Here is a 14978-nt window from a genome sequence, read left to right as displayed (position 1 = left end):
AGTACGCTTGTACGGCGAGACGATGCAACGCCGCCATGTGGTTTTTGCCAGGCGCTCTAAAAAAACCGGGGACTTTAGTGAGCATTTCTAGCATGACAGGCTATGCGGTGGCCACCAGCGAAGGCGCGGCGGGCACCCTTACAATCGAAATCAAGAGCGTCAATTCGCGCTTCCTCGATCTTCAATTCCGCATCAACGACGAATTGCGCGCGCTGGAACCGGACCTGCGCGCTGCCATCATGGCTGCCATTACCCGCGGCAAGGTCGAAGCGCGCCTCTCCTTCGGCCGCAAGGTTGCCGGCGGCGCGCAAGCGCTGAACCAGGACCTGCTGGCCGACCTGGCGCGCCTGCAGAGCGAAGTCAGCCGCCACTTCGCGCAGGCGCAGCCGATGTCGGTGGCCGAGCTGCTGCGCTGGCCGGGCGTGGTCGAGGAATCGCACATCGGCCAGGAGTCGCTCCAGGCCGACGTCGCCGCCCTCACCGCCAAGACCATCGCCGCCTTCGTCGACAGCCGCCGCCGCGAAGGCGCGGCGCTCGAGGCCATGCTGCAATCGCGCATCGATTCGATGGAAGCGATCGTCAAGCGTATCACTCCGCTGATCCCGCAGGTCATCTCTCAGTTCCAGCAGAAGGCGGTCGAGCGCATGCAGGACGCGCTGGGCCTGGCCGGCCACGGCAACCCGTCGACGCTGACGCGCCAGGAAGTGTTCGAGCGGATTCGCCAGGAAGTCACACTGTATGGCATCCGCATCGACGTGTCGGAAGAGCTGTCGCGGCTGTCGGCGCACCTGAACGAGACGCGCCACATCCTGAAAAAAGGCGGCCAGGTCGGCAAGCGCCTTGACTTCATGATGCAGGAACTCAATCGCGAAGCGAATACGCTGGGGGCCAAGGCGTCCGTCAAGGAACTGGCGGATGCGTCGATGGAACTCAAACTGCTGATCGAGCAGATGCGGGAGCAGGTGCAGAACCTGGAGTAAAGACAACTTGAATGCAGCGCGAGTATTCTTGCGCTGCTTGAACGCGTGGGCGGGGGACCCGCCCACCCTACGGTATATCGGACACGATTCTGGCATACACGTAGGGTGGGCGGGTTTCCCGCCCACGCGTTCAGCTATATGATGACCAATCGCGGTATAAAAACCGCACCAAGAACACAGAAATAAGGACCACCCCATGATCACCACCGCTTTCTCCGGCAGCCTGTTCGTCGTCGCCGCCCCCTCCGGCGCCGGCAAATCGACCCTGGTCAACGCGCTGCTGGCGCAGGAGCCGGGCATCCAGCTGTCGATCTCGACCACCACGCGCCCACCGCGTCCCGGCGAGCAGGATGGCCGCGAGTACCACTTCACGACCGCCGAAGATTTCGTTGCGCGCGTCGAGAGCGGCGAGTTCCTCGAATGGGCCGAGGTGCACGGCAATTACTACGGCACCAGCCGCCTGAGCGTCGAAGAAAAAATGAAGACCGGCACCGACATCCTGCTGGAAATCGACTGGCAGGGCGCGCGCCAGGTGAAGAAGCAATTCCCCGATGCGGCCGGCATTTTCATTTTGCCGCCGTCGATCGAGGCGCTGGAAGAACGCCTGCACAAGCGCGGCACCGACGAACCGCACATCATCACGCGTCGTTTGCTGGCCGCAGGGGGCGAGATCGCTCACGCTCCCGAGTTCGAATATGCTATCATCAACGAAGAGTTCAATGTCGCCCTGGCCCAGCTGCGGGCGATTGTCCAAGCGACACGTTGCCGCTTCGCCCAACAGGCTGCCCGCAACGCCTCGCTGTTTGCCCAACTGGGTATCCACGCGCAACAAGCCACGTAATACGCCGGCGTCTCCGACGCCGTCGCACATATTGTCTATTCAGGAGCTACCATGGCCCGCATCACGATCGAAGATTGCCTCAAGAATATCCCGAACCGCTTCCAGCTGACCCTGGCCGCGACCTATCGCGCACGCCAGCTGCTGCAGGGCCACACGCCGAAAGTCGAAGCCAAGGACAAGCCGACCGTCGTCGCCCTGCGCGAGATCGCCGCCGGTAAAGTCGGCGTCGAAATGCTGAAAAAAGTGCCGATGTAAGAGCGCGTTTCAAGGCCGAGTTCCGCCTGACTCTGTCGATTCCCAATTCTGTTATTCTGTCACCACACTGCGGCTGATCGACATAACGTATGAACCTCGTATGAACCTGTTCCCCCCGGACTCGACCCAATCAGGCAACACCCCCACCCGGGCCAAGCGCCCGGGCAAGCCGCAAGAAGTCCCTGAACCTCCCGCCATCGGCGTCGCGTCGGTCACCCAGCTGGTCGACAAGCTCTCGGATTACCTCACGCCCGTCGAACTCAAGAAAGTCCGCGAAGCCTACCGCTTTTCCGACGAGATGCATCTCGGCCAGGTCCGCAAGTCGGGCGAGCCCTATATTTCCCATCCGATCGCCGTCGCCGAAATCTGCGCCGAGTGGAAGCTCGATGCGCAAGCCATCATGGCCGCGCTGCTGCACGACGTCATCGAAGACCAGGACGTCAAGAAGGAAGAGCTGATCGAACGCTTCGGCGCGCCGGTCGCCAACCTCGTCGACGGCCTGTCGAAGCTGGAAAAGATCGAGTTCCAGAGCCTGGTCGAAGCGCAGGCGGAAAACTTCCGCAAGATGCTGCTCGCGATGGCGTCCGACGTGCGCGTCATCCTGATCAAGCTGGCCGACCGCCTGCACAACATGCGCACGCTGGGCGTGATGGCGCCGGCGAAAAAGCGCCGCATCGCCGGCGAGACGATGGAAGTGTATGTGCCGATCGCGCACCGCCTCGGCCTGAACAACATCTACCGCGAACTGCAGGACCTCGCCTTCTCGCACCTGTACCCGCTGCGCTACCGCACGCTCTCGAAAGCGGTGAAGGCGGCGCGCGGCAACCGGCGCGAAGTGGTCAAGAAGATCCTCGAGGCAGTCAAGAACACGCTGGCCCTGGCCGGCATCCACGCCGAAGTCTACGGCCGCGAAAAGACGCTGTTCGGCATCTATAAAAAGATGCGCAACAAGCACCTGTCGTTCTCGCAGGTGCTCGACGTGTATGGCTTTCGCATCGTGGTCGACACGGTGCCGAACTGTTACGTGACGCTTGGCACCCTGCACGGCCTGTACAAGCCGATGCCGGGCAAGTTCAAGGATTACATCGCGATCCGCAAACTGAACGGCTACCAGTCGCTGCACACGACCCTGATCGGTCCTTATGGCACCCCGGTCGAATTCCAGATCCGCACCCAGGAGATGCACCGCACCGCGGAGAGCGGCGTGGCTGCGCACTGGCTGTACAAGACAGGCGACCAGAACATGTCGGACCTGCAGCAGCGTACCCACGCCTGGCTGCAATCCCTGCTCGACATCCAGCAGCAGACCGGCGACTCGGCCGAATTCCTCGAGCATGTGAAGGTCGACCTGTTCCCGGACTCGGTCTACGTCTTCACGCCGAAGTCGAAGATCATCGCCCTGCCGCGTGGCGCCACCGCGCTCGACTTCGCCTACTCGATCCACACCGGCATCGGCGACCATACGGTCTCCGTAAAAATCAACAACGAGACCCAGCCGCTGCGCACCGAGCTGCACAATGGCGACATCGTCGAGATCGTCACCGACGCCGATTCGCGTCCGAGCCCGACCTGGCTCAGCTATGTGCGCACCGGCAAGGCGCGCTCGGCGATCCGCCACCACCTGCGCACCATCAACGTCAACGAATCGGTGGAACTGGGCCAGGAATTGCTGGCACAGGCCCTCGCCGCCCGCAATCTCGAGCCGGAGCTTGCGCCCGCGACGATCGACAAGCTGCTGGCCGAATCGTCGGCCAAGTCGATGGACGAGCTGTACGCGGACATCGGCATCGGCAAGCGCATGCCGGCGCTGGTCGCCCGCCATATCTTCGGCCTGATCGAAGGCGAACTCGATACCGTGCCGTCGAACATGCCGCTGGCGGCCGACATCGACCCGGTCACGATCTACGGCAGCGAAGGCGTCTCGGTGCAACTGGCGCCCTGCTGCCTGCCGATCCCGGGCGACCAGATCACGGGGCAATTGCGGCGCGACCAGGGCCTGGTCGTGCACACCTGCGACTGCCTGCCGGCGAAACGCCTGCGTGTCAAAGAGCCGGACCGCTGGATCGCCGTGCAATGGGGCGAAGAACTGAACCGCCGCTTCGACTGCCGCATCCGCCTGTTGATCAACAACGAAAAAGGTATTTTGGCGCGCGTGGCGGCCGAGATCGGCGAGTCCGACGGCAACATCACCTATGTCGGCATGGACGAGGACGACGAGAACATGATGACGCAGCTGCGCTTCACGATCCAGGTGAAGGACCGGGTGCACCTGGCGCACTTGATCCGCAACCTGCGGCGCGTGGCGGGGGTGAACCGGGTGGAGCGCGAGCGGGCCTGAGGCTCTGTTTGCGCGCTCACAACGGCGTCCACAAGCGCTCCACGTCCTTTGGTATTTATGGCATAGTAGCCGCATGAAAGCACTCAAAAGCAAATTGGCGACGCAACTTCTCGCTGACCCAGCCGCAAGCAATCAACTGCGCGATTTCCTGGTCAACAGGAAAGCGAGCGACGCCCAGCCACAGCAGGCTGGAACGCGTCCATTTCTTATCCGGAGCAAAGACGGCGCGCTGACAGTGCAGGCAAGCGTCGTCCCAAAGGCCGCCAAGGCAGCCTGATCTCCATACAATGAATGTCGCGCTGCCGACGCTCATCCTGTTTGTCCTCCTTCTGCCAGGTTTTATATTCCGAAGCGGCCTGAAACGCGCAGAACGTACTTCCGTCGATTTTTCACCGTTCGGCCGCGTCGTAGCTGAGGCTGTGCTATGGGCAATCCTGCTTCACCTGGCTTGGCTGGCAGGTTCCCACCTGCTTTTCTCGCGCGAGTTCCAGCCGATCGTGTTGATGAACTTGCTGTCCTCGGTGCCTGCCAGCCAGGCAAGCGCAGCACAGCAGGTGGGCATCGAATTCGGCCCAATTTCCGCGTATTGCATTTCACTTTTGATCGCTTCGTATCTGATTCCGATGTCGGTGCGCAGTGCCATCTCGACATTCAGGCTCGATCGCGACGGTGCGCCACTGAGCACGGTATTCCGCTTTCACGACGCGCCCTGGTATTACCTCCTCACGGGAGCGGACTTCACCGAGGATGAGCAACCGGACCTGGTTTTCATTTCAGCGATTGTCGAAGTAGCGAAAGAAGCCGTGCTGTATGTCGGTATCCTGGACGATTTCTACTTCGACTCGGAAGGGCAACTTGATCGCCTCATCCTTCAGCAGGTACTGCGCCGCCCCCTGTCCAAGGACAAATCGATCGAGCAAGATGGGACGAGCCTGGAACGTTTTTACCCGATCGACGGCGATAATTTTGTGCTTCGCTACAGTGAAGCGATTACCCTGAACGTTCAATACGTCAAGTTGACAGCAGCAACGCCGCCGGAGGCCGAAGCACCTGGCGGCGCGGCGTCATAGCAAGGCCGGCATGGCGTAGAGCGTGTGAAAAAATTGTCAGGGCAAGGCGCATCGTCGAAGACAGTACGTGGGTACGGCGAGACGATGCAACGCAGCCATGGCGATTTTTTCACACGCTCGTAGGGTGGGCGGCTCCACCCGATAGCGTACGGCCACGCGGCGTATGCGCCGCCTACGCGTTCAACGCACGCCGGAACAGCCCCGCGCGCTATCGAAAGCCGGTTGAACGCGTGGGCGGCGTCAGCATCGCGTATGACCAGCCACCCGGGCGGAGCCGACCACCCTACGCCTTGCCGAAAGCCAGCGCGAGGATCCGGTCGAACGCATCGCAGGCGCCGGCGCAGGCGTCGGCGACCTGCGCTTCGCCCTGCACCTGTTCGCGCAGCGCCAGCATGAAGGCGCGCCAGCGCGGACCCGGCCCGGCCGCGCCGGCACCGGCGAGGTAGCGCAGCGGGTGCGGCGCCAGCTGCGCCGCGAGGCGCTTGTGCAGCACCGCGCCGCCGAGCTGCGAACCTTCGACGACATAGGCCACGCCCCAGCGGTAGGCGGGGCTGGCATCGGCCGGCCAGGGGAGCGCCGCCGCGCGCAGGACGCGGTCACAAGCAGCCAGCGATGGCTCGGCGAGATCGGCGTCGATCAGCGCCAGGTGCGGTGCGGCAGCAATCCCGTCCGCGCCCTGCGGACCATCGCTAAAACCATGCTGCCAGTCTTCGAGCGGCGCCAGCCAGGCGCGCAGCAGTTGCAGGTGGTGAAAGTAATCCGCCAGGGTGGCGTCGGGAGAAGACAGCGGCAAGCCGCTGTCGAGCCGCTCGTGGCGCGAGGCCGTGGCCCGCCGCAGCGCGGTCAGGACATCGGACTCGCGTGCGGTATCAAGGGGATGATTCATGTGAAGGCCAGTGCAGCAAACGCGTATCTTAGCAGCCGGAGCCCGATCAACTCCGCTCAGTCCGCGATCGGTTCCGGATACTCGACCGAGATAATCTCCAGCTCTTCGCTCCCTTGCGGCGTCTCGAGCGTGATGACGTCGCCCTCGCGCGCCTTGGTCAGCGCGCGCGCCACCGGCGACACCCAGCTGATGCGTCCGCGCAGCGGGTCGAGCTCGTCGATGCCGACAATCGTCACCGTGTGTTCTCCGCCGGCCTTGTTGACGTAGGCAACCGTTGCCCCGAAATAGACCTGGTCGTTCCCGTAATGCACGCTGGGGTCGACGATGAAGGCCGAATCCATGCGCTTGGTGAGGAAGCGGATGCGGCGGTCGATTTCGCGCAGGCGGCGCTTGCCGTAGATGTAGTCGCCGTTTTCCGAGCGGTCGCCGTTGGAGGCGGCCCAGTGCACGATGCGCACCACTTCCGGCCGGTCGACGTCGATCAGCTGCAGCAGCTCGTCCTTGATGGCTTTATAGCCGGCAGGGGTGATGTAGTTCTTGGCGCCGGCGGGGATCGCCTGCGCCAGCGCGACGGCTTCCTCATCGTCGTCGTTGTCGGACTCTTTTACAAATGCCTTGTTCATTCGTCCATTGTAGCCCCAGATCGGACTCCCTGAGAAACCATAGCGGGCGGCGCACGCGGGCATGACAGTTTGCTCAGGCTCGCCTAAGATTTGACGCCGCGTTTGCCGTATCATGGGCAGGATGACTTCCCCCAGACTCACAAGTCCGCCTTCTCCGCGCAGCCGGCTGCTGGCGCCGCTGCTCTACGTCGTTGCGCTGCTGCTGCTGGCCGAGCAATGGCTGTGGGAAGTCGGCAACCGCGTGGCGGCGCAGCTGGCCACCTGGCCGCCGCTGCGGGCGCTGGAAAACGGCTTGCGGCGCCTGCCGCCCTGGGCCGCCCTGCTGGCCTTCGCCCTGCCCGGCCTGATGCTCTTGCCGATCAAATTCCTTGCCCTGCTGGCGATCGCCCATGGCCATCCCCTGATGGGCGTGGCGGTCTTCGTCGTGGCCAAAGTGGGCGGCGCGATGGTGGTGGCGCGCATCTATGTGTTGACCCTGCCGTCCTTGCTGGCGCTCACATGGTTTGCTCGGTGGCACAATCGCTTCATCATGTTCAAGGACCAGCTCATTGCCCGCCTGCGCACCAGCCCGGCGTACCTGCAGGCGCGCCGCACGATGTCGACGCTGCGCCGCACCCTGCGCCGGCTGCGCACCCAGTTGCGCCCGTCGGTGCCCTTCGGCAGCCGCCATGCCACGCGCAGCGCGCGCGCCCTGCGCCGCTTCGTCTCGCTCTGGCGGCGCCGGCGCAAACCCGGGAGCGAACGGCCATGACCACCATCGAACCGCTGCTGGCCGCGCCCATGCACGCCGCGCCGGCCGAGATCCTGCTGATCGACGCCGCCACGCTGGCCCTGGTCGACCTCAGCGCCAGCGCGCGCGCCAATCTCGGCTATGACGACGCCGCCCTGGCGAACCTGCACGCCACCGATATCGCGCCCGGCCTGGGCGACGGCGACATCAAAGCGCTGCTGGCGAGCCTGGGCGAAGACCTTGGCGACCAGCGCTGCCTGCGCACCGAGCTGCGCCGCGTCGACGGCAGCACCTATCCGGCCAAGCTGACTTTTCTCCGCACCCAGCGCGACGGCCGCTCCCTGCTGCTGGCGGTCGGCGACGATTTGTCGCCCGAACAGGCCGCCTCGAACGCCCTGGCCCACGCACTTGCCATGTCCGAGGCGCGCTTCAATGCGATCGCCAACCACACGCCGGGCCTGGTCTACCAGTTCACCCTGGACGCGGACGGGCGCCATGCCTTTCCCTACCTCAGCGACGGCTGCGCGCCGCTGCTCGGGATACAAGCCTCCCAGTTGCAGCTCGACCCCGACCTGTTCCTGCGCCTGATCCTGCCGGAGGACCGCAAGGGCTACTTGGAAGCGATGGCGGTTTCCAAGATCTCGCTGTCCGCCTGGAACTGGGAAGGACGGATCTGGATCGATGCCTGGAAAGACGTCAAATGGATCAACCTGCGCGCCACGCCGCATGCGGCAGGCGCGGGTGCCGTCCAGTGGGACGGCATCATGACCAACATCACCGACAGCAAGACCGAGCAGCAGGACGTGCTGCGTTCGCGCGCGCGGCTGGCCGAGCTGACGGATCACATCGAGCAGGTGAAGGAACAGGAACGGGCCCGCATTGCGCGCGAAATCCACGATGACCTCGGCGGCAACCTCACCGCCATCAAGATGGCGCTGTCGATGCTGAGCGTCCGCTTGCCACAGGAGCAACCCGCCCTGCTGGAAAAGGCGGCTTATCTCGACGACCTGGTCGACCGCACGATCGAGGCCGTGCATCGCATCTCCCTCGACCTGCGGCCCTCGACGCTGGACCTGGGCATCGTCGCCGCGCTCGAATGGCAGGCGCGCGAATTCGAGAAGGGGTCCGGCATTGCCTGCATCTTCCGCAGTGCCGAGCGCGAGATCGAACTCGATCCCGACCATGCGGCGGCCTTGTTCCGCATCTTCCAGGAAGCGCTGACGAATGTCGCGAAACACGCCTGCGCCACCCGCGTGACGGTGACCCTGCGCCGCCAGCGCCAGCACCTCACGCTGGCCGTTTGCGACAATGGCCGCGGCATCGCCCCGGCCGACCGCCTGAAGCCCCACTCGTTTGGTTTGCGCGGCATGAGCGAACGGGCGCGGGCGCTGGGCGGCACGTTGACCTTGTCGGCGGCGCCCGGAGGTGGCACGATGGCGAGCATCAAGATCAGGCTGGCCCCACTGCCGCCGGCGCGCAGCGAATTGAAGGAACAATGACCGACAAAGCCACCATCCGCGTATTCATCGCCGACGACCACGCCATCGTGCGCGAGGGACTGAAACAAATCCTGGCCGAGCAGCGCGACATCGTCGTCGCCGGCGAGGCCGAGAACGGGCTCGATGCAATCAAGCTATTTCGTAAATCGCGCTGCCACGTCATGCTGCTCGACATCTCCATGCCCGACCGCAATGGCATCGAGGTGCTGAAACAGATCAAGCAGGAGCGGCCGGAACTTGCCGTGCTGATGCTCTCGATGCACCGCGAAGACCAGTACGCGATCCGCGCGCTGAAGGCCGGCGCCGCCGGCTACCTGACCAAGCAGAGCGCGCCGAAGGAACTGGTGACCGCCATCCGCCAGGTTGCCGGCGGCCAGAAATACGTCAGCGCCACGCTGGCCCAGGCGCTGGCGAGCCAGGTCGGGGCGGACCACGACGCGCCGGCGCACGAGAGCCTGTCCGACCGCGAGTTCCAGACCCTGACCATGATCGCCTCGGGCAAGACGGTGAGCGAGATCGCCCGCGAGCTGTCGCTGTCGGTCAAGACGGTGAGCGAATACCGGGCGCGCCTGCTGACGAAGATGAATCTCAAAACCAGCGCCGAGCTGACGCACTACGCAATCAAGAATCAACTCGTGGAATAGCCAAGCTCATGCATTGCCCTTAAGTAAGATACTTTCCGGCCTCTTTTCGGGCGATGACGAAAAGAAAAGGTGCTTATCATTGCGGCACAGTAAATATGTAAGCTTGCATCATGCCTAACCCGCCCGTCCCGCCCGCCCAAAACCCCGTCGACATCGCTCGCGAGGCCTTCCGCCGCCTGGCCACGCGCCGCATCGCGCCGACGCCCGACGCCTACCGCGACATCTACGACGAGATCGCCGGCATTCCGAAGCCCGTGGCGGCAGCGGTGGCGCCGAGCAATGGCGTGGCCGAAGTGGTACTCGGCGACTTCGCCATCCAGCTGACCGATACCCCGGGCGAGCTGGCCGAATACGGCCGCCGCCTGAACCGCGCCGTCAAGGTACGCGACTGGGATGCCTATGCGCGCGCGCTGTCGCAACTGGTCGAAAAGCACCTGCGGCGCGGCATTCCGCCGGGCGTGACCTACGGCATGGAAAGCAGCGACACGAAGCTGCTGCGCGAACTGCTGAGCCGCACGCTGGCTTTCGCCCTGGCTTCGCTGTTGCCGGCCAGCCCGACGCTGGCGAAGGAAGCCGAATCGCTCGGCGCGGCCGTGAAAATCGCCCACGGCGAAGCGGCGCTGCAGGAAATCGCGACGCGCCTGAAGGAACTGTGCTTCCAGATCGAACTGCACAGCGGCGATGCCGGCGAACAGCAGGAACTGCTGCTGCGCCTGTTCAAATTATTATTGGAGAACGTCAGCGAACTGCTCGACGACGACAGCTGGATGCGCGGCCAGATCGACGCCGTGCAGGAACTCATCGCCGGCCCGATCGACCAGCGCGCGCTGGAAGACGCCACGCGCAGCCTGAAGGACGTGATCTACAAGCAGGGCCAGCTGAAGCACAACCTGTCGGACGTGAAGGCCACCGTCAAGAACATGATGATGACCTTCATCGACCGCCTGGGTATTGTGGCGGCCTCGACCGGCGACTTCCACGACAAGCTGGGCGGCTTCTCGGAGCGCATCCGCCATGCCGGCGACATCACGGAACTGAACGAGGTGCTCGACCAGGTCTTGAGCGAAACCCGGCAGGCGCAAGCCGAGGCGCTCGCCTCGCGCGACCGCATGCTGGCCGCGCACAAGGAAGTGCAGGAAGCGGAAAGCCGGATCCGCGAACTCGAGGCCAGGTTGCAGCACATGAGTGAACTGGTGCGCGAAGACCAGCTGACCGGCACCCTGAACCGGCGCGGCCTGGACGACGTGTTCGAGCGCGAAAGCGCGCGCGCGGACCGCCGCAACACGCCCCTGTGCGTGGCCCTGCTCGACCTCGACAACTTCAAGAAACTGAACGATACCTACGGCCACCTGGCCGGCGACAATGCCCTGCGCCAGCTGGCCAAGGTCGTCAAAGCGACGCTGCGCTCGATCGACGTGATCGCCCGTTTCGGCGGCGAGGAATTCATGATCATGCTGCCGGAAACCCCGGTCGAGGCCGCCGTGCAGACCATGGTGCGGCTGCAGCGCGAACTGACCCGGCATTTTTTCCTGCACGATAACGAAAAGCTCCTGATCACCTTCTCGGCGGGGGTGGCCCTGCGGCTGCCGAACGAAGAGCAGGCGGCGCTGCTGGAGCGCGTCGACCGGGCGATGTACCAGGCCAAGCAGAGCGGCAAGAACCGGGTCGTGGTGGCGGAGTGAGTATCCGCCACTGCCTCAGCCCTGCGCCAGGCGCAGGTAGAGGGCGGCCCGTTCTGCATCGCCGAGCCCCTCGTACAGCACGGCCAGGTTATGCGCCGCCAGGTGCGAGCCGCGCCCGCTGACCGAACCGTCCAGTTGCGGCTGGTCGCCAATCTCCAGGCAGCGCAGGAAGCTCGCTTCTACCATCGGCAGCAATTCCTCCATCGCAGCGGGATTGAGGGAGGTCCAGTCCAGCAGCAAGTCGCCGAGCGCAAAATAATAGTCGGGCGAGTCATGCCAATTGGCCATCTCCTCGTCTGCCAGCGCGATCGCCTCTTCGTGCAATTGCGCCCTCTTTAGAGAAAAGATGCTGCGCACGATCAGGTCGTGGCGAAATGGCGAATCCTGCCCGGCCAGCGCCCGCGCCGCGCCATAGTGCGGCACGGCGCGGGCGAAGTCGCCATAGACTTCATAGGTCTTGCCGAGCTGATACAGTAAATAGGCATCCTGAGGCGCTTCCTTGAGCGCGTGCAGCAACAACGCTTCATTGCGGCCGCGCTTGCGGGCCAGCTGCGCCTGCCGGTAGCCATCGTGCCGCACCGCCAGTGCGAGACGCTGGCGCGGCAGGGCCGACACCGGCTGCTCGTGAATGCGCCCCGCATAGCGCACATCGCGCGGCAGCAGGCGGGCGAGCCAGGAGCTACTGTGCTCGACCCGGCCCTGCAGCTCGAACTCGCTGGCCACGGACAACAGCCCGACCACCGGCGGGCCGGCCAGCACGGCGTCGAGCCCGCTCCGATCGGTCGCGTCGATCCACTCGTCGGCGTCGAGCACCAGGTTCCAGGCACAGGAAGACAGCGCCAGCGCCGCGTTGCGGGCCGCGGCGAAGTCGTCGCACCAGGCGAAGTGGTGCACTTGCGCGCCACACTGGCGCGCGATGGCGGCCGTTGCGTCGCTCGAACCGGTGTCCAGCACGATCATCTCGTCGACGAGCGGGCGGGCCGATTCCAGGCAGCGTGCGATGCTGCCTGCTTCGTCGCGTGCAATCACTACCAAGGCCAGTTGCTTCATTTCCTATTCCCCTTGTGTGCCCGCAAGGCCGGGCGAATGGGAAAGCATTATACGCACCGCTCCATGCACCATGGCATGCCGACATGTTGTGCAAATTACCACCGTCTGGCCGCAACGGGCCGGGACGAAAAAAAACGGAAAATTTTTCGTTCTCAAGCTCAACTTTTTTGACGAGCCGCCGTTACCAGTTTCAACAGCGGGTTAAACAGCTCGGAACAGCGAGGCAAAACCTGCGTGAACCGCGGCATGTCGCCCACCCTTAATAAGCAAGACTGGAGAATCAAATGTCCAACGTCATCAATACCAATATCTCCTCGCTGAACGCACAGCGCAACCTGTCGACCTCGCAGTCGTCGCTGGCGACCTCGCTGCAGCGCCTGTCGACCGGCCTGCGCATCAACAGCGCCAAGGACGATGCTGCCGGCCAGGCGATCTCGACCCGCATGACCGCACAGATCAGCGGCATGCAGCAAGCCAGCCGCAACGCCAACGACGGTATTTCGATGTCGCAAACGGCCGAAGGCGCGATGGGTTCGGTCAACGACATCCTGCTGCGCATGCGCGACCTGTCGGTGCAGGCGTCGAACGGCACCAACGGCACCTCCGAGCGCGCCACCATTCAGGGTGAAGTCGACCAGCTGTACCAGGAAATCGACCGTATCTCGGGCAGCACTGACTTCAACGGTATCAAGCTGCTGGACGGCTCGGCCAAAAGCAACAGCTTCCAGGTGGGCGCGAATGCGGGTCAGACGATTTCGTTTGGGATCAAGGAAGTGTCGACCAAGGCGATGGCGCTGAATAGCAGCTCTGCCGCTTCAGGCGATCTGAACGGTGGGCGCATTAAGCCTAGCTCGATCAGCTCGACCTCCAAGCTCAGCATTAACGATACGGCGATCACATTCGCAGCCACCGATAATTCGGCAATGGAAGCGGTCACTGCGATCAATCAGAAAACTGGCGCAACCGGCGTGACGGCAACTGCGAACAACGTCGTCAAGGGCACGACCGGTGCAACTGGCGTTCTCGATGGCGTTGCCGACAAACTCACGATTACTGTCCAGAACTCCGATGGTACGACTGGTACAGGAATTGATATTAAGGCATCCAAGAACATGGATGAACTTGTTGCCAATATCAATAGCCAAGTCGGTGGCATTACCGCCTCACTCGACGAAAAAGGTGCGCTCACATTGTCAAACGACACTGGTGCGACAATTACCGTCGCGTCGACTGGCAACGCAGCGTCGTTGACTGGATTGACCGACGGCGCGCAGGAAGGCTACATCAGCCTGACTGGCCCCAACGACGCTGCAATCAAAGTGACAGGCGCTGATATGGGTACGTTCGGCTTCAACGCCAGCGTAGGGGCCGGCCAGGTGGCCGGTACGCAGACCGTCGGTGCTGCAGCCGCCGTGGCAACCGATCCGCTGGTCGCCTTGAACAATACTGCAGGTACGACAGGTGCGCTCGTTGCTGCAGACAAGGTCAAGATCAATGGCATCGAACTGAAGGGCGACGCGTTCGCGACTGCATTTAGCGCTGCCGAGAAAGCAAAGGCGATTAATGCACTCACAGCAGACACCGGCGTTACCGCAACCGCGAAGACTGACGTGTTTGTTGGAATGGCGGCTGCGAGTGCTCAAACGTTTAAGATCAATGGCACCGACTACACTTCGGCTGCCACTGCTTCCGTTCAGAGTATGGCTGACGAGATCAATTTGAAGTTTGCGGCTGGCACTAGTGACGGCGTCAGTGCATCAGTCGATGCGGCGTCTGGCAAACTGCATTTGTCCTCATCAACCGGTCAAGACATTAAATTTGAGAATACAGCAGGGGCAACTGTCGATATTTCGTCAGCGGCCGATTCGGCGACGACCTCTGTCGCGGTTGCCTCAGGACTAGCTGTGCGTGGCCAGATTAGCTTGTCCAGCGAAAACGGCGATCCGATCAAACTGGAAGACGGCGCTGCGACTCCAGGCAATGGCCTTAAAAAACTCGGCTTGGTCGAACAGGGCGGCAGCGCCGACCCAGCCTTGGGCGGCAAGCTCGACGTCTCCACCGCCAAGGGCGCCCAGGACGCCATCGGCCGCATCGACAAGGCGATCTCCTACGTTGCCGAGCAGCGCTCGAACATGGGCGCCGTGCAGAACCGCCTGAGCACCACGATCTCGAACCTGGCCACTGCCACCGAGAACGCGACCTCGGCCCGCAGCCGCATCCAGGATGCCGACTTCGCGACGGAAACGGCCAACATGACCCGCGGCCAGATCCTGCAGCAGGCAGGCACCGCGATGCTGGCCCAGGCCAACTCGCTGCCGAACGGCGTGCTGTCGCTGCTGCGTGGCTAATCCGCCGCCGGCAAACTGAAGTCCCACGCCCG

14 protein-coding genes are annotated in these 14978 nt (G+C 63.5%); 11 read left to right on the top strand and 3 right to left on the bottom strand.

Going from position 1 to position 14978, the window contains the following annotated elements; genetic code table 11:
• Window positions 1-92 precede the first annotated feature (92 nt).
• The 6 genes from AC1MEM_RS09650 (at window position 93) to AC1MEM_RS09625 (ending at window position 5484) form a co-directional block, all read left to right on the top strand.
• Window positions 93-980, top strand: coding sequence for a YicC/YloC family endoribonuclease (locus AC1MEM_RS09650; protein ID WP_499477619.1), 888 nt, complete (start codon window positions 93-95; stop codon window positions 978-980).
• A gap of 196 nt (window positions 981-1176) precedes the next feature.
• Window positions 1177-1821, top strand: coding sequence for a guanylate kinase (gene gmk, locus AC1MEM_RS09645; protein ID WP_499476870.1), 645 nt, complete (start codon window positions 1177-1179; stop codon window positions 1819-1821).
• 51 nt (window positions 1822-1872) lie between these two features.
• Window positions 1873-2076, top strand: a complete 204-nt coding sequence (rpoZ, locus tag AC1MEM_RS09640; RefSeq protein WP_193688750.1) for a DNA-directed RNA polymerase subunit omega — start codon at window positions 1873-1875, stop codon at window positions 2074-2076.
• A gap of 100 nt (window positions 2077-2176) precedes the next feature.
• Window positions 2177-4414 (top strand): RelA/SpoT family protein, encoded by a 2238-nt coding sequence (locus AC1MEM_RS09635; RefSeq protein ID WP_499476868.1) that lies wholly within the window; start codon window positions 2177-2179, stop codon window positions 4412-4414.
• 73 nt (window positions 4415-4487) lie between these two features.
• A complete protein-coding gene (locus AC1MEM_RS09630; protein ID WP_499476866.1) occupies window positions 4488-4691 on the top strand; it encodes a hypothetical protein in 204 nt (67 codons plus the stop codon).
• A gap of 10 nt (window positions 4692-4701) precedes the next feature.
• Complete coding sequence (locus tag AC1MEM_RS09625) at window positions 4702-5484, top strand: hypothetical protein (RefSeq protein ID WP_499476864.1); 783 nt, start codon at window positions 4702-4704, stop codon at window positions 5482-5484.
• A gap of 283 nt (window positions 5485-5767) precedes the next feature.
• On the opposite strand, the gene AC1MEM_RS09620 is transcribed toward AC1MEM_RS09625, so the two are convergent.
• A complete protein-coding gene (locus AC1MEM_RS09620; protein ID WP_499476863.1) occupies window positions 5768-6370 on the bottom strand; it encodes a biliverdin-producing heme oxygenase in 603 nt (200 codons plus the stop codon).
• Between the two features lie 56 nt (window positions 6371-6426).
• On the bottom strand, window positions 6427-6993 hold the full coding sequence (gene greB / locus AC1MEM_RS09615; protein ID WP_499476861.1) for a transcription elongation factor GreB: 567 nt from the start codon (window positions 6991-6993) through the stop codon (window positions 6427-6429).
• Window positions 6994-7114: 121 nt separating this feature from the next.
• Between greB and AC1MEM_RS09610 the strand changes: the two genes are divergently transcribed.
• The 4 genes from AC1MEM_RS09610 to AC1MEM_RS09595 all read left to right on the top strand — a co-directional run bounded on the left by AC1MEM_RS09610 (window position 7115) and on the right by AC1MEM_RS09595 (window position 11548).
• Window positions 7115-7744 (top strand): hypothetical protein, encoded by a 630-nt coding sequence (locus AC1MEM_RS09610; protein ID WP_499476859.1) that lies wholly within the window; start codon window positions 7115-7117, stop codon window positions 7742-7744.
• A complete protein-coding gene (locus tag AC1MEM_RS09605; RefSeq protein WP_499476858.1) occupies window positions 7741-9222 on the top strand; it encodes a sensor histidine kinase in 1482 nt (493 codons plus the stop codon). Before AC1MEM_RS09610 ends, AC1MEM_RS09605 begins: the two co-directional genes overlap by 4 nt.
• Window positions 9219-9866 carry a response regulator gene (locus AC1MEM_RS09600; RefSeq protein WP_499476857.1) on the top strand — a complete coding sequence of 216 codons (648 nt, stop codon included), beginning with the start codon at window positions 9219-9221 and terminating at the stop codon, window positions 9864-9866. The genes AC1MEM_RS09605 and AC1MEM_RS09600 overlap by 4 nt, the downstream gene beginning before the upstream one ends.
• A 110-nt stretch (window positions 9867-9976) precedes the next feature.
• Entirely contained in the window at window positions 9977-11548 is a 1572-nt protein-coding gene (locus tag AC1MEM_RS09595) for a GGDEF domain-containing protein (RefSeq protein WP_499476856.1), read from the top strand.
• Window positions 11549-11563: 15 nt separating this feature from the next.
• Here the strand turns inward: AC1MEM_RS09595 and AC1MEM_RS09590 are convergent, their stop codons facing one another.
• Entirely contained in the window at window positions 11564-12598 is a 1035-nt protein-coding gene (locus AC1MEM_RS09590) for a glycosyltransferase (RefSeq protein ID WP_499476855.1), read from the bottom strand.
• Window positions 12599-12882: 284 nt separating this feature from the next.
• Here AC1MEM_RS09590 and AC1MEM_RS09585 point away from each other — a divergent pair, with 284 nt between their 5' ends.
• The gene (locus tag AC1MEM_RS09585; RefSeq protein WP_499476854.1) at window positions 12883-14946 is read left to right on the top strand and encodes a flagellin N-terminal helical domain-containing protein; all 2064 of its coding nucleotides are present in this window, start codon (window positions 12883-12885) and stop codon (window positions 14944-14946) included.
• Window positions 14947-14978 lie beyond the last annotated feature (32 nt).

The sequence above is a fragment of the Telluria sp. AIW5 genome (genome assembly GCF_056680575.1).
Note: the sequence above shows the minus strand (reverse complement) of the source record. Positions and strands in the feature narration are given on the sequence as shown.

Bases quoted from the DNA above. Each gene is read 5' to 3' on its own strand.
- AC1MEM_RS09650 (WP_499477619.1), top strand. From the start codon at position 93: ATGACAGGCTATGCGGTGGCCACCAGCGAAGGCGCGGCGGGCACCCTT.
- gmk (WP_499476870.1), top strand. From the start codon at position 1,177: ATGATCACCACCGCTTTCTCCGGCAGCCTGTTCGTCGTCGCCGCCCCC.
- rpoZ (WP_193688750.1), top strand. From the start codon at position 1,873: ATGGCCCGCATCACGATCGAAGATTGCCTCAAGAATATCCCGAACCGC.
- AC1MEM_RS09635 (WP_499476868.1), top strand. From the start codon at position 2,177: ATGAACCTGTTCCCCCCGGACTCGACCCAATCAGGCAACACCCCCACC.
- AC1MEM_RS09630 (WP_499476866.1), top strand. From the start codon at position 4,488: ATGAAAGCACTCAAAAGCAAATTGGCGACGCAACTTCTCGCTGACCCA.
- AC1MEM_RS09625 (WP_499476864.1), top strand. From the start codon at position 4,702: ATGAATGTCGCGCTGCCGACGCTCATCCTGTTTGTCCTCCTTCTGCCA.
- AC1MEM_RS09620 (WP_499476863.1), bottom strand. From the start codon at position 6,370: ATGAATCATCCCCTTGATACCGCACGCGAGTCCGATGTCCTGACCGCG.
- greB (WP_499476861.1), bottom strand. From the start codon at position 6,993: ATGAACAAGGCATTTGTAAAAGAGTCCGACAACGACGACGATGAGGAA.
- AC1MEM_RS09610 (WP_499476859.1), top strand. From the start codon at position 7,115: ATGACTTCCCCCAGACTCACAAGTCCGCCTTCTCCGCGCAGCCGGCTG.
- AC1MEM_RS09605 (WP_499476858.1), top strand. From the start codon at position 7,741: ATGACCACCATCGAACCGCTGCTGGCCGCGCCCATGCACGCCGCGCCG.
- AC1MEM_RS09600 (WP_499476857.1), top strand. From the start codon at position 9,219: ATGACCGACAAAGCCACCATCCGCGTATTCATCGCCGACGACCACGCC.
- AC1MEM_RS09595 (WP_499476856.1), top strand. From the start codon at position 9,977: ATGCCTAACCCGCCCGTCCCGCCCGCCCAAAACCCCGTCGACATCGCT.
- AC1MEM_RS09590 (WP_499476855.1), bottom strand. From the start codon at position 12,598: ATGAAGCAACTGGCCTTGGTAGTGATTGCACGCGACGAAGCAGGCAGC.
- AC1MEM_RS09585 (WP_499476854.1), top strand. From the start codon at position 12,883: ATGTCCAACGTCATCAATACCAATATCTCCTCGCTGAACGCACAGCGC.